Source organism: Streptomyces sp. G5(2025) (assembly GCF_049542075.1).
In the GTDB taxonomy this organism is placed as follows: Bacteria; Actinomycetota; Actinomycetes; order Streptomycetales; family Streptomycetaceae; genus Streptomyces.
This window is the reverse complement of sequence record NZ_JBMUZT010000006.1, coordinates 4,421,056-4,440,375: the sequence shown is the minus strand read 5'-3', so window position 1 is coordinate 4,440,375 and position 19,320 is coordinate 4,421,056. Positions and strand designations below refer to the sequence as shown.

Below are 19,320 nucleotides of genomic sequence, written 5' to 3'. Positions count from 1 at the left end.
AGAGATCTGACGCGTGTCCTGCCCCACCCGCCGTCCTGGGCAACAAAGTTTGTAGATCATCATCCCGGAACGCCCTCCCGGCCCTGTCGATCGTCAGGGGCCCCCACGGGTCGGTCGCCAGATGTGACGATTCGGACTCACTCCGTACCGTCCGTAATCATGGACACCATGGACGACGACCTCTACCGCGACATCACCGACTTCGCCCACGACACCCCCTCGTGGTTCCAGCACCTCGCCGAGGTGTGGACGGAGCTCGGCCTGCTTCTCTTCGGCGTGCTTTTCATCGTCGCCTGGTGGCGGGCCCGGCGCGGTGACCCCCGCGCCCTGGCCATCGCGGTGCTCGCCCCGCTCGCCACCGCGGTGGCGTATGTGTGCAGCGAGCTGCTCAAGTCGGTGATCGACGAGGAGCGCCCCTGCCGGGCGGTGTCCGGCGCGCTGAAGCCGCTCGTCGAGTGCCCCGCCTACGGCGACTGGTCCTTCCCGAGCAACCACTCGACGATCGCGGGCGCCGCCGCCATCGGTCTCGCCCTCGCCTGGCCCCGCATCGCGGCCCTCACGGTCCCGATGGCCGTGCTCATGGCGTTCTCGCGGGTCTTCGTCGGCGTGCACTACCCGCACGACGTGGCGGTCGGTCTCGTCCTCGGCGCGGTGCTCGCGTTCGTGGTGGTACGGATCACCACGCGTCCCGTGGCGCGGATCGGGCAGGCGATGCGTGGCTCCTCGAACGGCCTCGTGAAGTGGTTCGCGGGTCCGGGCCCCGCCCTCGCGCCGTCCCCCGCGACGGACCCGGCGGCGTACGACTCCCCGACGATGACGTTCCGCCGCCACGACTCGCACCCGCACGACGCGCACCACCACGACTCGCACGGCCACGGAACGCACCGCCGCGACTCGCACGGCCACGGAACGCACCGCCGCTGACACGGGCGGCCGGCGTGCCCGCGGGGCTCAGTCCGTTTCCGGGACGAGCCCCGCTTCGTACGCGACGATCGCCGCCTGGACGCGGTTCCTGACGTCGAGCCGCTCAAGGACCGCGCTCACATACGCCTTGACCGTGCCCTCCACGAGGTGCAGCCGGGCAGCGATCGCCGGATTGGACAGCCCCGCGCCGACCAGGCCGAGGACCTCGCGTTCGCGTGGGGTGAGGGCCCCGACGCGGGCGCGGGCCTCGGCGCCGCGGCCCATGCGCCGGGCGCCGAAGCCGTCGATGACATGCCGGGCCACCTTCGGCGAGAGGAAGGCGGCGCCGCCCGCCACCGCCCGTACGCCCGCGATGAGTTCATGCGGGTCGCCGGACTTCAGCAGGAAACCGGTGGCGCCGCCGCCCAGCGCCCGTGCCACGTACGCGTCTTCGGAGAACGTCGTCAGCATGGCGACCGCCGTCCCCGGCACGGTACGGACGATCTCCTCGCCCGCGGCGAGTCCGTCCAGGCGCGGCATGCGGATGTCCAGCAGCGCGACGTCGGGCCGGTGGGCCTGCGCGAGGGAGACGGCCTCGCGCCCGTCGGCGGCCTCGGCGACGACCTCGATGTCCCCGCCCGCGGCGAGGATGGCGCGTACACCCGCGCGGATCATGGCCTCGTCGTCGGCCAGCAGGACCCGGATGGTCATCGCCTGATTCACCGCACACGCTCCTTGTTCATCTCACCTGCCGTGGGGATCACGGCCTTGTCCACGAGGCGGGCCCTGTTCTCGCCGTTGTCGCCGCCGAAGCAGACCCTGAAGTAGGGGACGGCGGTGAAGAGTTCACCGCTCGCGCGGTAGTACGCGCAATCGGCGCCCTCCGGCGGCGGGGCCGGCGCGCGCTCCACGGGCGGGTCGGTGGCGGCCTGGTCCGGCAGCAGGTGCGCCACCTCGGCGCGGGGTGCGCCGACGCGCAGCCGTGCGTAGTCGGCGGGGTCGAGGACCGAGTGGGTGCGTGAGTACGCGTACCAGGCGAAGGCCCCGCCGACGAGCAGCGCGCCCGTGGCGACGACAGCGCCGAAGGCCAGGACGGTGCGGCGGCGCGCGTACGCGAGGTGGGCGCCGAAGCGGGGCGGGGGCGCGGGGGCGGCCCCCTCGGCGGGGACGCGCGCGGTGACCCGGAAGCCGTCGCCGTGCGGCCCCGCGTCGAAGGCGCCGCCCAGATCGGTGACGCGGGCCCGCAGACCGCGCAGCCCGCTGCCACCCTCGGACGGCGGACCCGGCTCCTGGGGACGGCCGTTGGTGACGGTGACCGTCGTCGCGTGGCGGTCGCGCGCCACGGTAACGGTGACGTGGGCCCCGGGCGCGTGCCTGGCGGCGTTGGTCAGGGCTTCCTGGACCACGCGATGGACGGTGCGCTCGGCGAACACGGCCTCTGCTTTGCCGGCTGACGGGGCGTGGGCCACCGATACGGCCTGGGCGGCGACCTCAGCCTGGGGGCCCGCCCCGGCTGCACGCACCGACACGGCCTGGGCCGCCGCCTCGGCTTCGGCCGCAGACGCACGTTGAGGACTCGCCTGGGCTTCGGGCACCGCCTCGGCTACGAACGCCGATGCCGCTTGGGGTGCCGCCTCAACTACGGGGCCCGGCCCGGCTTCGCGTACCTGGGCCGCCGCCTCAGCTCCGACTGCCGACACACGATGAGGGTTCGATCCCACTTCGGGCACCGCCTCGGCTTCGGCCGCAGACGCACGTTGAGGACCCGCCTGGGCTTCGGGCACCGCCTCGGCTACGAACGCCGATGCCGCTTGGGGTGCCGCCTCAACTACGGGGCCCGGCCCGGCTTCGCGTACCTGGGCCGCCGCCTCAGCTCCGACTGCCGACACACGATGAGGGTTCGGCCCCGCTTCGGGCACCGCCTCGGCTACGAACGCAGACGCACGTTGAGGACCCGCCTGGGCTTCGGGCACCGCCTCGGCTACGAACGCCGATGCCGCTTGGGGTGCCGCCTCAACTACGGGGCCCGGCCCGGCTTCGCGTACCTGGGCCGCCGCCTCAGCTCCGACTGCCGACACACGATGAGGGTTCGATCCCGCTTCGGGCACCGCCTCGGCTTCGGCTGTCGGCACGCGTTGAGGCCGCGGCCCCGCTTCAGGCACCGCCTCGCCTGCGGGGTCCGTCCCGGTGTCACGCCCCGCCGGCCGCAACCCGCATGCGTGGTCGTCGGTGTACGTGATGCGCAAGCCCGACTCCGCCGCGCGTGCGACGAGGTCCGCGACGCTCTCCCCGGTTGGTGCCAGCGGTGCTCGCTCGTCGTCGTCCTCGCGGAGCAGGCCGATGATCGCGTGCAGGCGGTCCGTGGCTTGCGAGGCCGCCGCGCGGAGGTCGGCGGCGGCCTCGCGGTGCGGGGCCGGCAGGTCGGGGGCGACCTGGAGGGCGCCGGCGCGGACGGCGATCAGGCTCAGTTCGTGGCCCAGGGAGTCGTGCATGTCCTGGGCGATACGGGCCCGTTCCCGCAGCCGGGCGCGGTCGGCGACGATGCGCTGCTCGCGCTCCAGCTGGTCGGCGCGCACCCATCCCGCGGCGGCCAGTTCGCGGGCCTGGCGCCAGTAGCGGCCGGTGAGCCACGGGAAGACCGTGCCGAACACGAGCGTGCCCATGAGGACCAGCCACTCCACCACGGGGTCGACATCACGCACGGCGATCTTGACCGTGCCGACGAGCGCGACGGCACCGAAGGCGAGCAGGGCCGGGCGGGCGCGGCCCGCGCGGCGGCCGAGGAGCAGGGCGAAGGCGGCGAGGGCGGGCCCGTAGGAGAGCGTGAAGAGGGAGGAGCCGGTGACGAGGCCGAGGGCTGCCGCCGCGAGGAACGCGGGCAGCGGCCGGGTGCGGTGGATCGCGACAGCGGCGGCGAGGACGGCGAGCGAGGTGATCTGCTGCCAGGCCGGGCGGGGTTCGTTCATGCCGAGCCGGTCCACCGACACCACGGGGACGGCGAGCGCCCCCCACAGCAGCGCGCTCCTCGTACGTCTCTCCACGCACCCGACGCTACGTGTCCGGTGACACCCGCCACCCCTGCCGATCGTCAGGTGCGGCGGGGCCATACAGAACCCGGTCACACAGAACCCGGTCACTCAGAAACCGGTCACTCAGAACCCGGCCACACCGGACACACCTCGCCCGGGGGAACCCGTGGAACCGACGCGGCCATGGCAGGATCGATGGTGCCATGACTGCTCCCACGAAGCCCATGCCGAACAGCCCGGCCCCGGGGGACTCCCCCGAGCCCACCGGGGACGCCCTCCACACCCCCGTCATCGCCTGGTTCGACGCGCACGCCCGTGATCTGCCGTGGCGGCGCGAGGACGCCGGGCCGTGGGGCGTGATGGTCAGTGAGTTCATGCTCCAGCAGACGCCCGTCAGCCGGGTCCTGCCCGTGTACGAGCAGTGGCTGGCCCGCTGGCCCCGCCCCGCCGACCTCGCCAAGGAGGCCCCCGGTGAGGCCGTCCGCGCCTGGGGACGGCTCGGCTACCCGCGCCGCGCCCTGCGGCTGCACGGCGCGGCCGTCGCCATAACGGAGCGGCACGGCGGCGACGTACCCACGCAGCACGGCCAGCTGCTCGCACTGCCCGGCATCGGGGAGTACACCGCTGCGGCCGTGGCGTCCTTCGCGTACGGGCAGCGGCACGCCGTCCTGGACACGAACGTGCGCCGGGTCTTCGCACGGGCCGTGACCGGGGTGCAGTACCCGCCGAACGCGACCACGGCCGCCGAGCGCAGGCTCGCCCGCGCCCTGCTGCCCGAGGACGAGCGCACCGCCTCGCGCTGGGCCGCCGCCTCGATGGAGCTCGGCGCGCTGGTGTGCACCGCGAAGAACGAGAACTGCGCGCGGTGCCCGATCGCCGACCGGTGCGCCTGGCGCACGGCGGGCAAGCCGGCCCACGACGGCCCGGCCCGCCGCGGCCAGACGTACGCGGGTACGGACCGCCAGGTGCGGGGCAAGCTGCTCGCGGTGCTCCGTGAGGCCCTGACGCCCGTACCGCAGGCGGTGCTCGACCAGGTGTGGGACGAGCCGGTGCAGCGGGCCCGCGCGCTGGACGGCCTGGTCGCGGACGGTCTCGTCGAGCCGCTGCCCGACGGCCTCTACCGGCTGCCCCTGACCTGACGCCGGGGGCGCCCGGCGCCCTTGGCGGACCCGGTGAGCGCAGGCGTTTACGCGGGTCCTACTTCTGTTACACAACCTACGCACAGCCGTGCGTCCGCCGCTGGCTGCTCCGCACAACCCCGTGACACGGCCTCCGTAGCTTCTTACCTGTACCGCACAGGCAAGGACCGCGGTCGACATGGGGACGGAACGGAGGCGGTTTCATATGGCGCACGGCGAGGTGCTCGAGTTCGAAGAGTACGTCCGCACTCGGCAGGATGCCCTGCTGCGCAGTGCCCGGCGCCTGGTCCCGGACCCCGTCGACGCCCAGGACCTGCTGCAGACCGCGCTCGTACGGACGTACGGCCGCTGGGACGGCATAGCCGACAAGCGGCTCGCCGACGCCTACCTGCGCCGCGTCATGATCAACACGCGTACCGAGTGGTGGCGGGCGCGCAAGCTCGAAGAGGTGCCCACCGAGCAGCTGCCCGACGCGAGCGTGGAAGACTCCACCGAACAGCACGCGGACCGCGCTCTGCTCATGGACATCATGAAGGTGCTCGCACCCAAGCAGCGCAGCGTCGTCGTGCTGCGACACTGGGAGCAGATGTCCACAGAGGAGACGGCCGCCGCACTCGGCATGTCGGCCGGAACGGTCAAGAGCACGCTGCACCGGGCGCTCGCCCGGCTCCGCCAGGAGCTGGAGAGCCGCGACCGCGAGGAACTGGTCGCCGGCGCGCTCGGACGTGAGGAGCGGGAGCGTTGCGCGGCCTAGGCCCTGAGGCCAAGTCAAGCGTGCAGGCGGTGAGCACGGCGGTGGCCGTGCTCGCCGCCGTCGGCCTTTCCCTCTCCGCCTGCTCGACCGGTGGTTCCGGCGCACGCGACGAGGGCCCGGCCCGCAGCGAGCCCGTGCTGTCCGCCTCGCCGTCCACGTCGCCGTCGGTCTCCGTGCCGTCGGAGAAGATCGACGCGGTGCGGCTCGTCAGGGACGACCCGAAGGTCAGCCCGGCGGTCAAGAGGGACCTGAAGCCGTGCGCGGGCAAGACGTACCCGATCGACGTGTCGTACGGCGACCTGACCGGAGGCTCCGCCGCCGACGTCGTGGTGAACGTCCTGACCTGCGCGGACGCCGTCGGCATCGGCAGCTACGTGTATCGCGCAGAGAACGGCGGGTACAAGAACGTGTTCACGGCCGAGGAGCCCGCGTCCGTCTACGCCGAGATCGACCGGGGCGACCTGGTCGTGACGAAGCAGCTGTACGAGAAGGGCGACTCGGTGGCGTATCCCTCCGGCGAGGAAGTGATCACGTACCGCTGGTCGGCGCACCGCTTCACCGAGGCGGACCGTACGCGCAGCGACTTCAGCAACGCGGTGGGTGGCGAGGAGCCCGCGCCGGCGGCGGAGTGACGACCGTCCCTCCCCGCGGAGAACCCGCAGAACCCCCACCACCCGCAGGCCCGCAGAACCCGCACCACCCGCAGACCCGCAGACCCGCAGACCCGCAGACCCGCAGACCCGCAGACCCGCAGAGAACGTACAGAGCACCGAGAAGGACTGAGAGCATCCGATGGCAGAGCAGACCCATGTCCTGTTCGTCGAGGACGACGACGTCATCCGTGAGGCCACCCAGCTCGCCCTGGAGCGCGACGGCTTCGCGGTGACGGCCATGCCCGACGGGCTGGCGGGCCTTGAGGCGTTCCGCGCGAACCAGCCGGACATCGCGCTGCTCGACGTCATGGTGCCGGGCCTGGACGGCGTCTCGCTGTGCCGCCGCATCCGCGACGAGTCGACCGTCCCCGTGATCATGCTGTCGGCGCGCGCGGACTCCATCGACGTCGTGCTGGGCCTGGAGGCGGGCGCCGACGACTACGTGACGAAGCCGTTCGACGGGGCCGTCCTGGTCGCCCGTATCCGCGCCGTCCTGCGCCGCTTCGGGCACGCCAGCGGTAGCGGCTCGGCGACGGCCGCCTCGGGTGAGGAAACCTCGGCGGCGGGCGGTGTACTGCACTTCGGCGACCTGGAGATCGACACGGAGGGCATGGAGGTCCGCAGGGGCGGCACCCCGGTCGGGCTGACGCCGACCGAGATGCGGCTGCTCCTGGAGTTCTCGTCCGCGCCCGGCACGGTCCTCTCCCGCGACAAGCTCCTGGAGCGCGTGTGGGACTACGGCTGGGGCGGCGACACCCGCGTCGTCGACGTCCATGTGCAGCGGCTGCGTACGAAGGTGGGCCAGGACCGCATCGAGACGGTGCGCGGCTTCGGCTACAAGCTCAAGGCGTGAGCTCACGGCGTGAGCGGACGCGTGACGAACGGCGCACGGCGGCGGCCCCGGGGCCGCGGACTCAGGGGACGTACATGAACGGGGGCCACAGGGCGGTCGAGCGCGTCCGTGAGGTGCTCCGGAACGGCGTGGGCACACGCCTGCGCACCGGCCTGCGCACCGGTCTGCGGACCACCGGTTCACGCACCACCGATCTGCGCACCGGTCTGCGGACCACCGGTTCACGCACCACCGATCTGCGCACCGGTCTGCGCACCACCGGCCTGCGCACCGGCGTGCGCTGGAAGATCAGCGCGGCGATCGCGCTGGTCGGCGCGCTGGTCGCCGTGGCGCTGAGCCTCGTCGTGCACAACGCCGCGCGTGTCTCGATGCTGGACAACGCGCGCGACGTGCAGGACGAGCGCATCCAGTTCGCCCTGCGGCTGTACTCCGCGTCGCAGCGCCAGACCCTCCAGTTCGGCACGAAGGTCGACGACCCGGAGCTGCCCGAGGAGCTGCGGCAGAAGGTCCTCACGGGCCGCCGCGCCACCTTCGTCGAGGACAAGCCGGACGGCGTGCCGGACATCTGGGCCGCCGTGCCGCTCGCCGACGGGCACGTCCTGTCGCTGCACTCCCGTTTCACCGACCGCAGCGCCACCGTCATGAAGGACCTCGACCAGGCCCTGGTCATCGGCTCGATCGCGGTCGTCTTCGGTGGCTGCGCCCTCGGCGTGCTGGTCGGCGGGCAGCTGTCGCGGCGCCTGCGGAAGGCGGCGACGGCGGCGAGCGAGGTCGCCCAGGGGCAGACGGACGTCAGCGTCCGCGACGCGATCGGCGGTGTCGTCAAGGACGAGACCGACGATCTGGCCAGCGCCGTGGACGCGATGGCCGACGCCCTCAAGCAGCGCCTGGAGGCCGAGCGCCGGGTGACCGCGGACATCGCGCACGAGCTGCGCACCCCGGTGACCGGGCTGCTCACGGCGGCCGAGCTGCTGCCGCCGGGCCGCCCCAGCGAGCTGGTCAAGGACCGCGCCCAGGCGATGCGCACCCTCGTCGAGGACGTCCTGGAGGTGGCCCGCCTGGACTCCGCGGCCGAGCGCGCCGAGCTCCAGGACATCACCCTCGGCGAGTTCGTGACGCGGCGGATGGCGTCCCTGACCGCGGACGTGACGGTGACGGTGGTGCACGAGTCGGAGGTCACCACCGACCCGCGCCGTCTTGAGCGCATCCTCGGCAACCTCGTCGCCAACGCCGCCAAGCACGGCAAGCCGCCCATCGAGGTCAGCGTCGAGGGCCGCGTGGTCCGGGTGCGCGATCACGGCCCCGGCTTCCCCGAGGCCCTCCTGCACGAGGGGCCGAGCCGCTTCCGCACGGGCAGCACCGACCGGGCGGGGCACGGCCACGGCCTCGGTCTGACGATCGCGGCGGGCCAGGCGCGGGTGCTCGGGGCGCGGCTGACCTTCCGCAACGTACGCCCCGCGGGTGCGGCGCCCGAGGAGCCCTCCGAGGGCGCGGTCGCGGTGCTGTGGCTGCCGGAGCACGCGCCCACGAACACCGGGAGCTACCCGATGCTTCAGCTGCCGGACAACCTCTGACGGACAGCCGTCAGGGGGTCAGCACGACCAGTCCTTGTCGAGGTCGAGGCCGCCCTCGCGGCGCTGCGTGAACGAGAACCAGTTCCCGGAGTCGTCGCGGAAGAGCGCCTCGATTCCGTACGGGCGCTCCTGCGGCTCCTGGAGGAACTCGACGCCACGCGCCTTCAGCTTCTCGTAGTCCCCGTGTACGTCGTCGGTGACGAGGACGCCCGCGCCGAGGACGCCCTTGGCGACCAGCTTCTTCATGGCCTCGGCCGACTCGGGGTCCATGGCGGGCGGGCCCGGCACCATCAGCGTCAGCTCCACGTCGGGCTGGTCCTTGGCGCCGACCGTGAGCCAGCGCATGCCGCCGTCGCCCATCGTCATGTCCGTACGGACTTCCAGGCCCAGCTTCTCGGTGTAGAACTCCTTGGCCCGGTCCTGGTCGAGGACCCAGACGGTGGAGATGGCGAGTCCCTTGATCATGGCGTGCTCCAAGCGGGAGGGGGGGTGGGGCGGGGCTCCGCCCCACCAGAACACCGTAGGCAGTGCGGCTCTCGGTCCGCTTCTTCACATGTGCGACTCTCCTTCCGCCCGGGGAAGCCGTCGGCCCAGAGCATCGCGTAACACCCGGGGATGAGGGCGGCGCCGCGGCCCACGTGCTGGGTGCGGTGCTCGCTGGGGGTCAGGCCGGTGCGGCGCTTGAAGGTGGACGAGAACGTGCCGACGCTGCTGAAGCCGACGAGCAGGCAGATCTCCGTGACGGTCAGGTCGGCCGTGCGCAGCATGTCCTCGGCGCGCTCGATCCGGCGGCGGGAGAGGTACTGCCCCGGCGGCTCGCCGTACACCTCCTTGAAGGCGCGGATGAAGTGGTGGCGGGAGTAACCGGCGTGGGCCGCCACCGCGTCCAGGTCGAGGTGCGGGTCGGCCCAGTCGCGGTCCATGGCGTCCTTGGCCAGACGCATCAGCCGCAGTTTCTCCACACCCCGATGCTGGCACGCGGCACTGACAACGGCCCCCGGCGCGAGGGCGCCGGGGGCCGGGGAGGGCGACCGGGTCAGGCCGGGCCCGAGCCGCGCAGCGGGGTCTCCTTCACAAAGAGCGAGGCGAGCAGCGCGGCGACGCCGATGGCGGCACCGAGCAGGAACGCCGCGTGCGTACCGGAGGCGACCGCGACCTTGTACGCGTCACTCACCTGCTCCGGCAGCTTCGCCAGGCTCGCCGCGTCGAGCTGCGCCGACTTCTCGGTGACCTTGCCGCCCAGCTCCCCGGCGCGCTCGGCCATCACGTGCTGGACCCGGTCGTTGAAGAGCGCGCCCATGATCGCGACGCCGAAGGAGGAGCCGAGCGTACGGAAGAGCGTGGCCGAGGACGAGGCGACGCCCATGTCCTTCATCTCGACGCTGTTCTGGGCGACCAGCATGGTGACCTGCATCAGGAAGCCCATGCCCGCGCCGAGCACCGCCATGTAGAGGCCCGAGGTGAGCCGCGAGGTCTCCGTGTCCATCTGCGCCAGCAGGAAGAAGCCGACGATCATCAGTACGGTGCCGACGACCGGGAAGGCCCTGTACTTGCCGGTGGCCGTGGTGAACCGGCCGGCGAACATCGAGACGACCATCATCGAGAGCAGCATCGGGAGCAGCAGCAGCCCGGAATTGGTCGCCGAGGCACCCTGCACGGATTGCTGGTAGAGCGGCAGGAAGAGCATCGCGCCGAACATCACGAAGCCGGTGATGAAGCCGATCACGGCCATCAGCGAGAAGTTGCGGCTGCGGAAGATGTGCAGCGGCATGATCGGCTCGGCGGCCTTCTTCTGTACGAGGAGGAAGCCGATGAGCGCGACGACGCCGATGGCGATGAGCTCCATGATCACGGCGGAGCCCCAGGTGTACTCCGTGCCGCCCCAGGTGGTGACGAGCACCAGCGCGCTGATGCCGACGGTGAGCAGGGCCGCGCCGAGATAGTCGATGCGCCCCTCGGCCTTCTTCTTCGGCAGGTGCAGGACCGTGGTCACCATGGCGAGCGCCACGGCGCCGAGCGGCAGGTTGATGTAGAAGGCCCAGCGCCAGCCGAGGTGGTCGGTGATGGCGCCGCCGACGAGCGGGCCGCCGATCATCGCGACCGCCATGACGCCGGTCATCATGCCCATGTACTTGCCGCGCTCACGCGGCGGCACGAGGTCCCCGATGATCGCCATGACGCCGACCATCAGCCCGCCCGCGCCGAGGCCCTGGATGGCCCGGAAGCCGATCAGCTGCCCCATGTCCTGGGCCATGCCGCTCAACGCGGAGCCGGCCAGGAAGATCACTATCGCGGTGAGGAAGGCGCCCTTGCGCCCGTACATGTCGCCGACCTTGCCCCAGATGGGGGTCGAGGCGGCGGTCGCGAGGGTGTACCCGGTCACGACCCACGAGAGGTGCTCCAGGCCGCCGAGGTCGCCGACGATCGTCGGCATCGCGGGGCTCACGATCATGTTGTCGAGCATCGCGAGCAGCATCGCGATCATCAGGGCCATCAGCACGACGCGCACGCTGCGCGGCCGCGGCTCGGCCTTTCCCCCCGGCTCGGCCCCCTGCTCCGGTCCGGCTTGCGCCGTGCTGGTGTTCGCCATGTTCCCCACTCCCGCGCCTTCCAGGACGCCTTCGGCGCCCACGGACCCACCCGGCGCCTTACTTGCCGCCCGGCTAGTTGACTACACTGAGGGAAGGTAGACCCCCGACTAGCCGGGCGTCAAGTAAGTTTGAGTGGAGCCGAGGAGCACCCGATGGGCACGGGCACAGGCAAGCAGCAGCGTCGCGGGAACACCCGCCAGCGCATCCAGGACGTGGCCCTCGCACTCTTCGCCGAACAGGGGTACGAGAAGACGTCGCTGCGCGAGATCGCGGAGCGGCTGGAGGTCACGAAGGCGGCGCTGTACTACCACTTCAAGACCAAGGAAGCCATTTTGACCAGCATCTTCGACGACCTCACCCGGCCGATCGACGAGCTGATCGAGTGGGGCCACCAGCAGCCGCAGCCGCCCACCCTCGCCATCAGGGAGCAGGTCCTGCGCCGCTACAGCGAGATCCTGGTCGACGCGGCACCGCTCTTCCGCTTCATGCAGGAGAACCAGGCCACGATGCGCGACCTGAAGACCGGCGAGAGCTTCCGGGACCGCATGATCGGGCTCTACGAGATCCTCAAGGACCCGGGGGCGCCGATGGCCGACCAGGTGCGGTGCTTCAGCGCCCTGTTCACCATGCACGGCGGGATGTTCGTGCTCAAGGACATCGAAGGCGACCCCGAGGAGAAGCGGAAGGCCATCCTCGAAGTCGCCATCGATCTGGTCACGCAGGCGCACGCGGGCGACTGAGCCCACGTGCGCCGGGGTCGGAGACCCGCTCGGGTCAGACCTTCACGCCCACCGAGCGCAGGAAGGCGACCGGGTCCACGGCCGTGCCGTAGTTGGGGGTCGTACGGATCTCGAAGTGCAGGTGCGGGCCGCTGGAGTTGCCGGTGTTGCCGGAGAGGGCGACACGCTGGCCGGTGGTGACGTTCTGCCCCACGCGGACGTCGACCTGCGAGAGGTGCGCGTACTGGGAGTACGTGCCGTTGCTGTGCTTGATCACGACGGCGTTGCCGTACGCGGGACCGTCGCCGGCGCCGTTGGGGCCGGCCTTGACGACGGTGCCGCCGTGCACGGCCGCGACCGGGGTGCCCACCGGGACGGCGAAGTCCTGGCCGGAGTGCTTGTGCGACCACATGCTGCCGCCGAGACCGAAGCTCGCGGAGAGCGTGTAGCGCTGGACCGGGTGGACCCAGGCGGCAGCCGTCGGCGCCTTCGGGGCGGCCTTCGGGGCCGCCTTCTTGACCGCCGCGGCCTTGGCCTTCTGGGCGGCCTTGGCCTGGGCGGCGGCCTGCGCGTGGACGGAGTTCACGGTGACGCGGGGCAGCGCGCCGCCGCTCTGGGCGCTGTCCGCAGCGACCGAGACCCCGGCCCCGAGAACCGCCGACATCCCGAGGCCCGCGGCGACGACGGCCGCCCGCGTACGGGAGAGGGACGGGCGGGGATGGTGGGACTTGGTGCGCTTCGACATGGGGACGTCCTTCGGAGCTGGGTGACGGAGGCGTGAGAGAACCCGGCGGACGGGAGCGGGTGGGATCCCGCTGAGCACGCTTCGCCGGGTCGGCCATCCCTTGGTAACCCGCCCTCAGTCCACGCCCAAACCACCCATCTACTACCGAAAGCCGTAGTCAGCCGTCAGGATTTCGCCCTCTTGACACCATCAAATCCGGACAATTCACCTGATCATCGATCACGGGATTTCCCGCCGCCGGGAAGGTTTAAGCGCACGTAAGGGCGCCCGTCGGCCCGTGTCCACACCCGGCCCCCACCACACCCCCACCTGGATGCGCCCGACGCGGCAAAGGTCCCGGAGGTTGTGGGCCGAAGGTCCCGCGTCCCGATCCCCCCGGGTCCACTATTCCGCCTAGTACCGGGCGAAATCCCTGTGCGGCATGTCACCGGTCGGCAAGATCGACCCCGCCGCCGATGTGACGCCGACTACGCTCACGCCCATGGATCCCGCGGTCATGGGCACCCGCCTGGCATCGAGCGTCATCGGCCCGCTGATCAAGCGACTGTTCGTCCGGGAGGGACCGGGGGCAGGCCTCGTGGAGCGGCCCGTGCGGCTCTCCGGGCTCGTCTCCTTCCGGGGCGAGAAGCGCACGCTGACCGAGCCCGACGTGCGCCGCCTCGCGCAGCGGCTCGTGAACCGGTCCCTGGCCTGCCCCGGCGAGGCCCCCTTCCCGCCGGACGAGGCAACCGCGGTCACCGACGCCCTGGCCCGCGTACTCCTCGCCCTCGGCGGCCTCGACATGGACGACGTCCAGGCAGTCCGCCTCGGCCACCGGAAGCTGGCCCGCGAGCTCATCCGCGGCGCGTCGGCCACCGGCATCCCGGTCCCCGCGGGGCTGTCCGCGGACGCCGCCCGCTATCTCGACTCCGTCACCGAGTGGGCCTGCCTGCACATCCTCCAGTTCTTCACGCAGCGCTCCACGTTCGTGGCGGCGACGCTGGTCGCGCAGAGCCACGGCCAGGACGAGCTGATCGCCAAGGTCGACGAACTGATCGCCCGCGACCCCCGCCCGGGAGCCCTGGACGCCGCCTTCGAACGCCGCTACCTCGCGTACGTGGCGAAGAAGCACGGCAAGCTGACGATCTTCGGGATCCACCTGACGGACACCCCGGGCAAGTGGCCCCTGGACGCGGCCTACATGTCCCTGGAGGCGACGGCACCCGGGCGCGTGACGACGGCGCGGCTCCTGGCCGGCGCGGAGTACCACGTGGAAGAGGTGGAGGTCGTCGAGCACAGCTCCCCGCTCCCCGCCGACCAGGCCCTCGCCGCCCACGACCGCGTCCTGCTGCGCGGCGAGGCCGGCTCCGGCAAGACGACCCTCGTCCAGTGGCTCGCGGTCAGCGCCGCCCGCCAGGACCTGGCCGAGGGCCCCATGACGTACCTCTACGACCGTGTCCCCTACGTCCTGCCGCTGCGCGCCCTCACCCGCCACGGCGAGCGGCTGCCCGCCCCCGCGGACTTCCTCGCGTCGGTCGGCTGCCCGCTCGCCGGCACGCAGCCCGCAGGCTGGGAGGCGCGCGTCCTGTCGGCGGGCCGCGCCCTGGTCCTGGTCGACGGCATCGACGAGATCCCGGACGCGGAACGCGCCCGCACGCGCGCGTGGCTCACGGATCTCATCGACGCCTACCCCGGCAACCACTGGCTGGTCACCTCGCGCCCCTCGGCGATCCGCACCGACTGGCTCGCCGAGGAGGGCTTCACGGAGCTGACGCTCTCCGCGATGAGGCAGCCGGATGTGGCCGCGTTCATCGAGCGCTGGCACACTGCGGCGGTCACCGGCAAAGCCGACGACGACGCGGTCCTCAAGGCGTACGAGAACCAGCTCCTGGCCGCGGTGAAGTCGCAGCCGGACCTCGGCCTCCTGGCCACCAACCCCCTGATGTGCGGCCTGATCTGCGCCCTGCACCGCGACCGCAGGGGTTTCCTGCCGCTGGGCCGCAAGGACCTCTACACCGCCGCCCTCTCCATGCTCCTGGTCCGCAGGGACCGCGAACGCCACATGGCCGTCCCCGAACTGCGCGAGGAGCCGCAACTCCAGCTCCTGCAACGCCTCGCGTACTGGCTGATCCGCAACGGCCGCACGATGATGGACCGTTCCCGCGCGGAGTCGATCATCGCGGACGCCCTGCCGGCCGTCCCGGAACTCGCCGCGCTCGGCGACGCGGAGGCCGTCTACGCCCACTTCCTGCACCGCAGCGGCCTGTTGCGCGAGCCGGGCCCCGATACCGTCGAATTCGTGCACCGCACCTTCCAGGACTTCCTGGGCGCCCGCGCGGCCGTCGACGAGGGCGACTTCGGCGTCCTCGCCCGGCACGCGGCGGACGACCAGTGGGAGGACGTCATCCGCATGGCGGTGGCCCAGGCGCGGCCCCGTGAACGCACCGAACTTCTACGCGAGGTGATGGCCTACGGAGACGGCCACCCCGACAAACGCTCCCGGAATCGCGTCCATCTCCTCGCCGCGGCCTGCCTCGAACACGCGGCGGAACTCGCCCCGGCGGTACGGGAGGAGGTGGAGCGGCGCACGGCCCGGCTCATCCCGCCGCAGAGCCGCCGCGAGGCGCGCGAGCTGGGCGCGGTCGGCCCGATGGTGCTCGACCTGCTGCCGGGCCCTGACGGCCTTGACGACGAGGACGCCAGAGACGTGGCGATCACCCTGACACACGTCCGCTCGGACAGCGCCATCCCCCACCTCGCGCGCTTCGCCCGCCATCCGGCCATAGCCGTACGCAGCCAGCTCATGTGGGGGTGGAGCCGCTTCGAACGCCGGGCCTACGCGGAGCAGGTCATCGCGCGCCTGGACGACGGCACGACGCACTTCTCGATCCGCGACGACGAGCAGGTGGCGGAGCTGGAGCGCCTGGGACTGCGCCCGCGGCACCTGGACATCCGCGAGACGGTCTCGCCCGGGGCCGCCTCCCGCCTGCTGGCCGCCACGGCTCCCGGCTACCTCTCGCTCGGCCTCTCCCCCGCCCGCCTCACCGAGGAGGCTCTCGCGGCCGTACGCGGCGTGACGGAGCTGCGGCTGTGGAACATCCGCGAGCCCTACACGCTCGCCCCGCTGCCCCCGCAGGCCCCGCTGCGCACCCTCGGGATCTTCGACGCCGACCGGCACCTGGGCGACCTGCACCGCGTGGACCGGTGGCCGCACCTGGCGGGCCTGATGATCGGCCACGAGAGCACCGCGCACGACGGCCTGCCGTGGGATGCCCTCACGCGCCTGCCCCGTCTCACGATGATGTCGCTCCCCTCCGGCTGCCTGGCCGACGCACCGCCCGGTGCGAGCCTGCCCGGCGTCACCGAGCTCACCCTCCACGTCGAGAGCGGCTGGGAGGCCGCACAGGCCCGGCTCGGCGGGCTCTTCCCCGGCGTGCGACGCCTGCGGCTGACCGTGCTCCCCGACCGGGAACCGATCGGCATCGCCCCGCTGCCCACGCTCCTGCCGGACCTCGCCCTGGTGAGTGTCCCCGCCATGCAGGCTTACGGCTACGAGACGTTCCCCGCGCACGTCAAGGTCGACGCGTACGCCCTGCACACCGACTGAGCCGCCCCCGCCCCGCCCATGCGAAAAGGGGCTGCCCCGGAACCGTACGAAACGGTCCGGGGCAGCCCCTTCGAGCGTGCCCTGAGGCTATGCGTCCTTGCTCAGGTTCGGGCCCGCGCCGCCACCGGCGGCCGACTCGATCGGCGGCACGTCGGGCAGCGCCGCCTTCTCCTCGCCGCGGAAGGTGAAGGTCTTGTTCTCGCCCTCGCCCTCCGTGTCGACGACCACGATGTGGCCGGGGCGCAGCTCGCCGAAGAGGATCTTCTCGGAGAGGGTGTCCTCGACCTCGCGCTGGATCGTGCGCCGCAGCGGACGCGCGCCGAGCACCGGGTCGTAACCCTTCTTCGCGAGCAGGTCCTTCGCGGACTGGGAGAGCTCCAGGCCCATGTCCCGGTCCTTGAGGCGCTCGTCCACCTTGGTGATCATCAGGTCGACGATCTGGAGGATGTCGTCCTGGCTGAGCTGCGGGAAGACGACGACGTCGTCCACGCGGTTCAGGAACTCCGGGCGGAAGTGCTGCTTCAGCTCGTCGCTGACCTTGTTCTTCATCCGCTCGTAGTTGGACTTCGTGTCGCCCTGGGCCGCGAAGCCCAGGTTGAAGCCCTTGGAGATGTCACGCGTTCCAAGGTTGGTCGTCATGATGATGACCGTGTTCTTGAAGTCCACGACGCGGCCCTGGGAGTCGGTCAGGCGACCGTCCTCCAGAATCTGCAGGAGCGAGTTGAAGATGTCCGGGTGGGCCTTCTCGACCTCGTCGAAAAGGACGACGGAGAACGGCTTGCGGCGGACCTTCTCGGTCAGCTGACCGCCCTCTTCGTAACCCACGTAACCGGGAGGCGAACCGAAGAGACGCGAGACCGTGTGCTTCTCGCTGAACTCCGACATGTCGAGCGAGATCAGCGCGTCCTCGTCACCGAAGAGGAATTCGGCGAGCGCCTTGGACAGCTCGGTCTTACCGACACCGGACGGACCGGCGAAGATGAACGAACCACCCGGACGCTTCGGGTCCTTCAGCCCCGCACGCGTACGCCGGATCGCCTTCGAGAGCGCCTTGACGGCGTCCTTCTGGCCGATGACGCGCTTGTGGAGCTCGTCCTCCATGCGCAGCAGGCGGGAGGACTCCTCCTCCGTGAGCTTGAAGACCGGGATGCCGGTGGCCGTGGCCAGGACCTCGGCGATCAGCTCGCCGTCGACCTCGGCGACGACGTCCATGTCGCCGGCCTTCCACTCCTTCTCGCGCTTGGCCTTCGCGGCCAGGAGCTGCTTCTCCTTGTCGCGCAGGGAGGCGGCCTTCTCGAAGTCCTGCGAGTCGATCGCGGACTCCTTGTCCCGGCGCACGCCCGCGATCTTCTCGTCGAACTCGCGGAGGTCCGGCGGCGCGGTCATCCGGCGGATGCGCATCCGGGAACCGGCCTCGTCGATCAGGTCGATCGCCTTGTCCGGCAGGAAGCGGTCCGAGATGTACCGGTCGGCCAGGGTCGCGGCCTGGACCAGCGCCTCGTCGGTGATCGAGACGCGGTGGTGCGCCTCGTACCGGTCGCGCAGGCCCTTGAGGATCTCGATGGTGTGCGGCAGCGACGGCTCCGCGACCTGGATGGGCTGGAAGCGGCGCTCCAGCGCGGCGTCCTTCTCCAGGTGCTTGCGGTACTCGTCGAGCGTGGTGGCGCCGATGGTCTGGAGCTCACCGCGGGCCAGCATCGGCTTCAGGATCGAAGCGGCGTCGATGGCGCCCTCGGCGGCACCCGCACCGACCAGCGTGTGCAGCTCGTCGATGAACAGGATGATGTCGCCGCGGGTGCGGATCTCCTTGAGCACCTTCTTCAGGCGCTCCTCGAAGTCACCGCGGTAGCGGGAACCGGCGACGAGCGCGCCGAGGTCGAGGGTGTAGAGGTGCTTGTCCTTGAGGGTCTCGGGCACCTCGCCCTTGACGATGGCCTGCGCGAGGCCCTCGACGACGGCGGTCTTGCCGACGCCGGGCTCACCGATCAGGACCGGGTTGTTCTTCGTACGGCGGGACAGGACCTGCATGACCCGCTCGATCTCCTTCTCGCGCCCGATGACCGGGTCGAGCTTGGACTCACGAGCGGCCTGGGTCAGGTTCCGGCCGAACTGGTCGAGCACCAGGGACGTGGAGGGCGTGCCCTCGGCAGGACCGCCGGCGGTGGCGGTCTCCTTGCCCTGGTAACCGGAGAGCAGCTGGATGACCTGCTGCCGCACCCGGTTGAGATCGGCGCCCAGCTTGACCAGGACCTGGGCGGCGACGCCCTCGCCCTCACGGATCAGGCCGAGCAGGATGTGCTCCGTGCCGATGTAGTTGTGGCCCAGCTGAAGGGCCTCGCGGAGCGACAGCTCCAGGACCTTCTTGGCACGGGGGGTGAAGGGAATGTGCCCGGACGGAGCCTGCTGGCCCTGCCCGATGATCTCCTCCACCTGCTGGCGGACCGCCTCGAGCGAAATCCCGAGGCTCTCCAGGGCCTTAGCGGCGACACCCTCGCCCTCGTGGATCAAGCCCAGGAGGATGTGCTCGGTGCCGATGTAGTTGTGGTTGAGCATCCGGGCTTCTTCCTGAGCCAGGACGACAACCCGCCGCGCGCGGTCGGTGAACCTCTCGAACATCGTTAATCGCTCCTCAGAGCGGTCAGGCAGTAAGGGGTCGGTCCCCTCCCTGTCCTTCCGCAGCTTAGTCCCGCAAGCGGGGACCGCTCATTCCAACTGCCGACACCCGGCCCTCCTCATCGAGGAACTCCAGACCCCGAACGCCGACAACTGCCTCA

The 19,320-nt window shown here is 71.4% G+C and carries 14 protein-coding genes and 1 pseudogene; 8 read left to right on the top strand and 7 right to left on the bottom strand.

Annotated features, from left to right (window positions below):
* Window positions 1-159: 159 nt before the first annotated feature.
* Window positions 160-774: pseudogene (locus tag ACOBQB_RS30985) on the top strand (phosphatase PAP2 family protein); the annotation flags it as partial.
* A 177-nt stretch (window positions 775-951) separates the two neighbouring features.
* Here ACOBQB_RS30985 and ACOBQB_RS30980 read toward each other — a convergent pair.
* Both ACOBQB_RS30980 and ACOBQB_RS30975 read right to left on the bottom strand, forming a co-directional pair.
* Window positions 952-1,614, bottom strand: coding sequence for a response regulator transcription factor (locus tag ACOBQB_RS30980; RefSeq protein WP_423598876.1), 663 nt, complete (start codon window positions 1,612-1,614; stop codon window positions 952-954).
* An 8-nt stretch (window positions 1,615-1,622) separates the two neighbouring features.
* Window positions 1,623-3,944, bottom strand: coding sequence for a histidine kinase (locus ACOBQB_RS30975; protein ID WP_423596360.1), 2,322 nt, complete (start codon window positions 3,942-3,944; stop codon window positions 1,623-1,625).
* A gap of 191 nt (window positions 3,945-4,135) precedes the next feature.
* On the opposite strand from ACOBQB_RS30975, the gene ACOBQB_RS30970 reads away from it, so the two are divergent.
* The 5 genes from ACOBQB_RS30970 to cseC all read left to right on the top strand — a co-directional run bounded on the left by ACOBQB_RS30970 (window position 4,136) and on the right by cseC (window position 8,905).
* Window positions 4,136-5,071, top strand: coding sequence for an A/G-specific adenine glycosylase (locus tag ACOBQB_RS30970; RefSeq protein ID WP_423596358.1), 936 nt, complete (start codon window positions 4,136-4,138; stop codon window positions 5,069-5,071).
* Window positions 5,072-5,276: 205 nt separating this feature from the next.
* Window positions 5,277-5,825, top strand: a complete 549-nt coding sequence (locus tag ACOBQB_RS30965) for a SigE family RNA polymerase sigma factor (RefSeq protein ID WP_398516120.1) — start codon at window positions 5,277-5,279, stop codon at window positions 5,823-5,825.
* Window positions 5,813-6,457 carry a hypothetical protein gene (locus tag ACOBQB_RS30960; protein ID WP_423596356.1) on the top strand — a complete coding sequence of 215 codons (645 nt, stop codon included), beginning with the start codon at window positions 5,813-5,815 and terminating at the stop codon, window positions 6,455-6,457. The genes ACOBQB_RS30965 and ACOBQB_RS30960 overlap by 13 nt, the downstream gene beginning before the upstream one ends.
* Window positions 6,458-6,617: 160 nt before the next feature.
* Window positions 6,618-7,331 carry a two-component system response regulator CseB gene (cseB, locus tag ACOBQB_RS30955; RefSeq protein WP_423596354.1) on the top strand — a complete coding sequence of 238 codons (714 nt, stop codon included), beginning with the start codon at window positions 6,618-6,620 and terminating at the stop codon, window positions 7,329-7,331.
* 74 nt (window positions 7,332-7,405) lie between these two features.
* Window positions 7,406-8,905, top strand: coding sequence for a two-component system sensor histidine kinase CseC (gene cseC, locus ACOBQB_RS30950; protein ID WP_423596352.1), 1,500 nt, complete (start codon window positions 7,406-7,408; stop codon window positions 8,903-8,905).
* Between the two features lie 18 nt (window positions 8,906-8,923).
* Here cseC and ACOBQB_RS30945 read toward each other — a convergent pair whose 3' ends face one another.
* The 3 genes from ACOBQB_RS30945 to ACOBQB_RS30935 form a co-directional block, all read right to left on the bottom strand.
* A complete protein-coding gene (locus ACOBQB_RS30945; protein WP_423596350.1) occupies window positions 8,924-9,370 on the bottom strand; it encodes a VOC family protein in 447 nt (148 codons plus the stop codon).
* Window positions 9,367-9,858, bottom strand: coding sequence for a helix-turn-helix transcriptional regulator (locus ACOBQB_RS30940; RefSeq protein WP_423598874.1), 492 nt, complete (start codon window positions 9,856-9,858; stop codon window positions 9,367-9,369). Before ACOBQB_RS30940 ends, ACOBQB_RS30945 begins: the two co-directional genes overlap by 4 nt.
* Window positions 9,859-9,941: 83 nt before the next feature.
* The gene (locus tag ACOBQB_RS30935; protein ID WP_423596348.1) at window positions 9,942-11,495 is read right to left on the bottom strand and encodes an MDR family MFS transporter; all 1,554 of its coding nucleotides are present in this window, start codon (window positions 11,493-11,495) and stop codon (window positions 9,942-9,944) included.
* Between the two features lie 153 nt (window positions 11,496-11,648).
* On the opposite strand from ACOBQB_RS30935, the gene ACOBQB_RS30930 reads away from it, so the two are divergent.
* Window positions 11,649-12,236, top strand: a complete 588-nt coding sequence (locus ACOBQB_RS30930; protein ID WP_423596346.1) for a TetR/AcrR family transcriptional regulator — start codon at window positions 11,649-11,651, stop codon at window positions 12,234-12,236.
* Between the two features lie 34 nt (window positions 12,237-12,270).
* On the opposite strand, the gene ACOBQB_RS30925 is transcribed toward ACOBQB_RS30930, so the two are convergent.
* A complete protein-coding gene (locus ACOBQB_RS30925) occupies window positions 12,271-12,960 on the bottom strand; it encodes a M23 family metallopeptidase (RefSeq protein WP_423596344.1) in 690 nt (229 codons plus the stop codon).
* A gap of 481 nt (window positions 12,961-13,441) precedes the next feature.
* On the opposite strand from ACOBQB_RS30925, the gene ACOBQB_RS30920 reads away from it, so the two are divergent.
* Window positions 13,442-16,546 (top strand): NACHT domain-containing protein, encoded by a 3,105-nt coding sequence (locus ACOBQB_RS30920; RefSeq protein ID WP_423596342.1) that lies wholly within the window; start codon window positions 13,442-13,444, stop codon window positions 16,544-16,546.
* Window positions 16,547-16,633: 87 nt separating this feature from the next.
* On the opposite strand, the gene ACOBQB_RS30915 is transcribed toward ACOBQB_RS30920, so the two are convergent.
* Window positions 16,634-19,162, bottom strand: coding sequence for an ATP-dependent Clp protease ATP-binding subunit (locus ACOBQB_RS30915; RefSeq protein ID WP_423596340.1), 2,529 nt, complete (start codon window positions 19,160-19,162; stop codon window positions 16,634-16,636).
* Window positions 19,163-19,320: the final 158 nt, after the last annotated feature.

Bases quoted from the DNA above. Each gene is read 5' to 3' on its own strand.
- ACOBQB_RS30945 (WP_423596350.1), bottom strand. From the start codon at position 9,370: ATGATCAAGGGACTCGCCATCTCCACCGTCTGGGTCCTCGACCAGGAC.
- ACOBQB_RS30935 (WP_423596348.1), bottom strand. From the start codon at position 11,495: ATGGCGAACACCAGCACGGCGCAAGCCGGACCGGAGCAGGGGGCCGAG.
- ACOBQB_RS30925 (WP_423596344.1), bottom strand. From the start codon at position 12,960: ATGTCGAAGCGCACCAAGTCCCACCATCCCCGCCCGTCCCTCTCCCGT.
- ACOBQB_RS30930 (WP_423596346.1), top strand. From the start codon at position 11,649: ATGGGCACGGGCACAGGCAAGCAGCAGCGTCGCGGGAACACCCGCCAG.
- cseB (WP_423596354.1), top strand. From the start codon at position 6,618: ATGGCAGAGCAGACCCATGTCCTGTTCGTCGAGGACGACGACGTCATC.
- cseC (WP_423596352.1), top strand. From the start codon at position 7,406: ATGAACGGGGGCCACAGGGCGGTCGAGCGCGTCCGTGAGGTGCTCCGG.
- ACOBQB_RS30980 (WP_423598876.1), bottom strand. From the start codon at position 1,614: ATGACCATCCGGGTCCTGCTGGCCGACGACGAGGCCATGATCCGCGCG.
- ACOBQB_RS30965 (WP_398516120.1), top strand. From the start codon at position 5,277: ATGGCGCACGGCGAGGTGCTCGAGTTCGAAGAGTACGTCCGCACTCGG.
- ACOBQB_RS30915 (WP_423596340.1), bottom strand. From the start codon at position 19,162: ATGTTCGAGAGGTTCACCGACCGCGCGCGGCGGGTTGTCGTCCTGGCT.
- ACOBQB_RS30920 (WP_423596342.1), top strand. From the start codon at position 13,442: ATGGATCCCGCGGTCATGGGCACCCGCCTGGCATCGAGCGTCATCGGC.
- ACOBQB_RS30970 (WP_423596358.1), top strand. From the start codon at position 4,136: ATGACTGCTCCCACGAAGCCCATGCCGAACAGCCCGGCCCCGGGGGAC.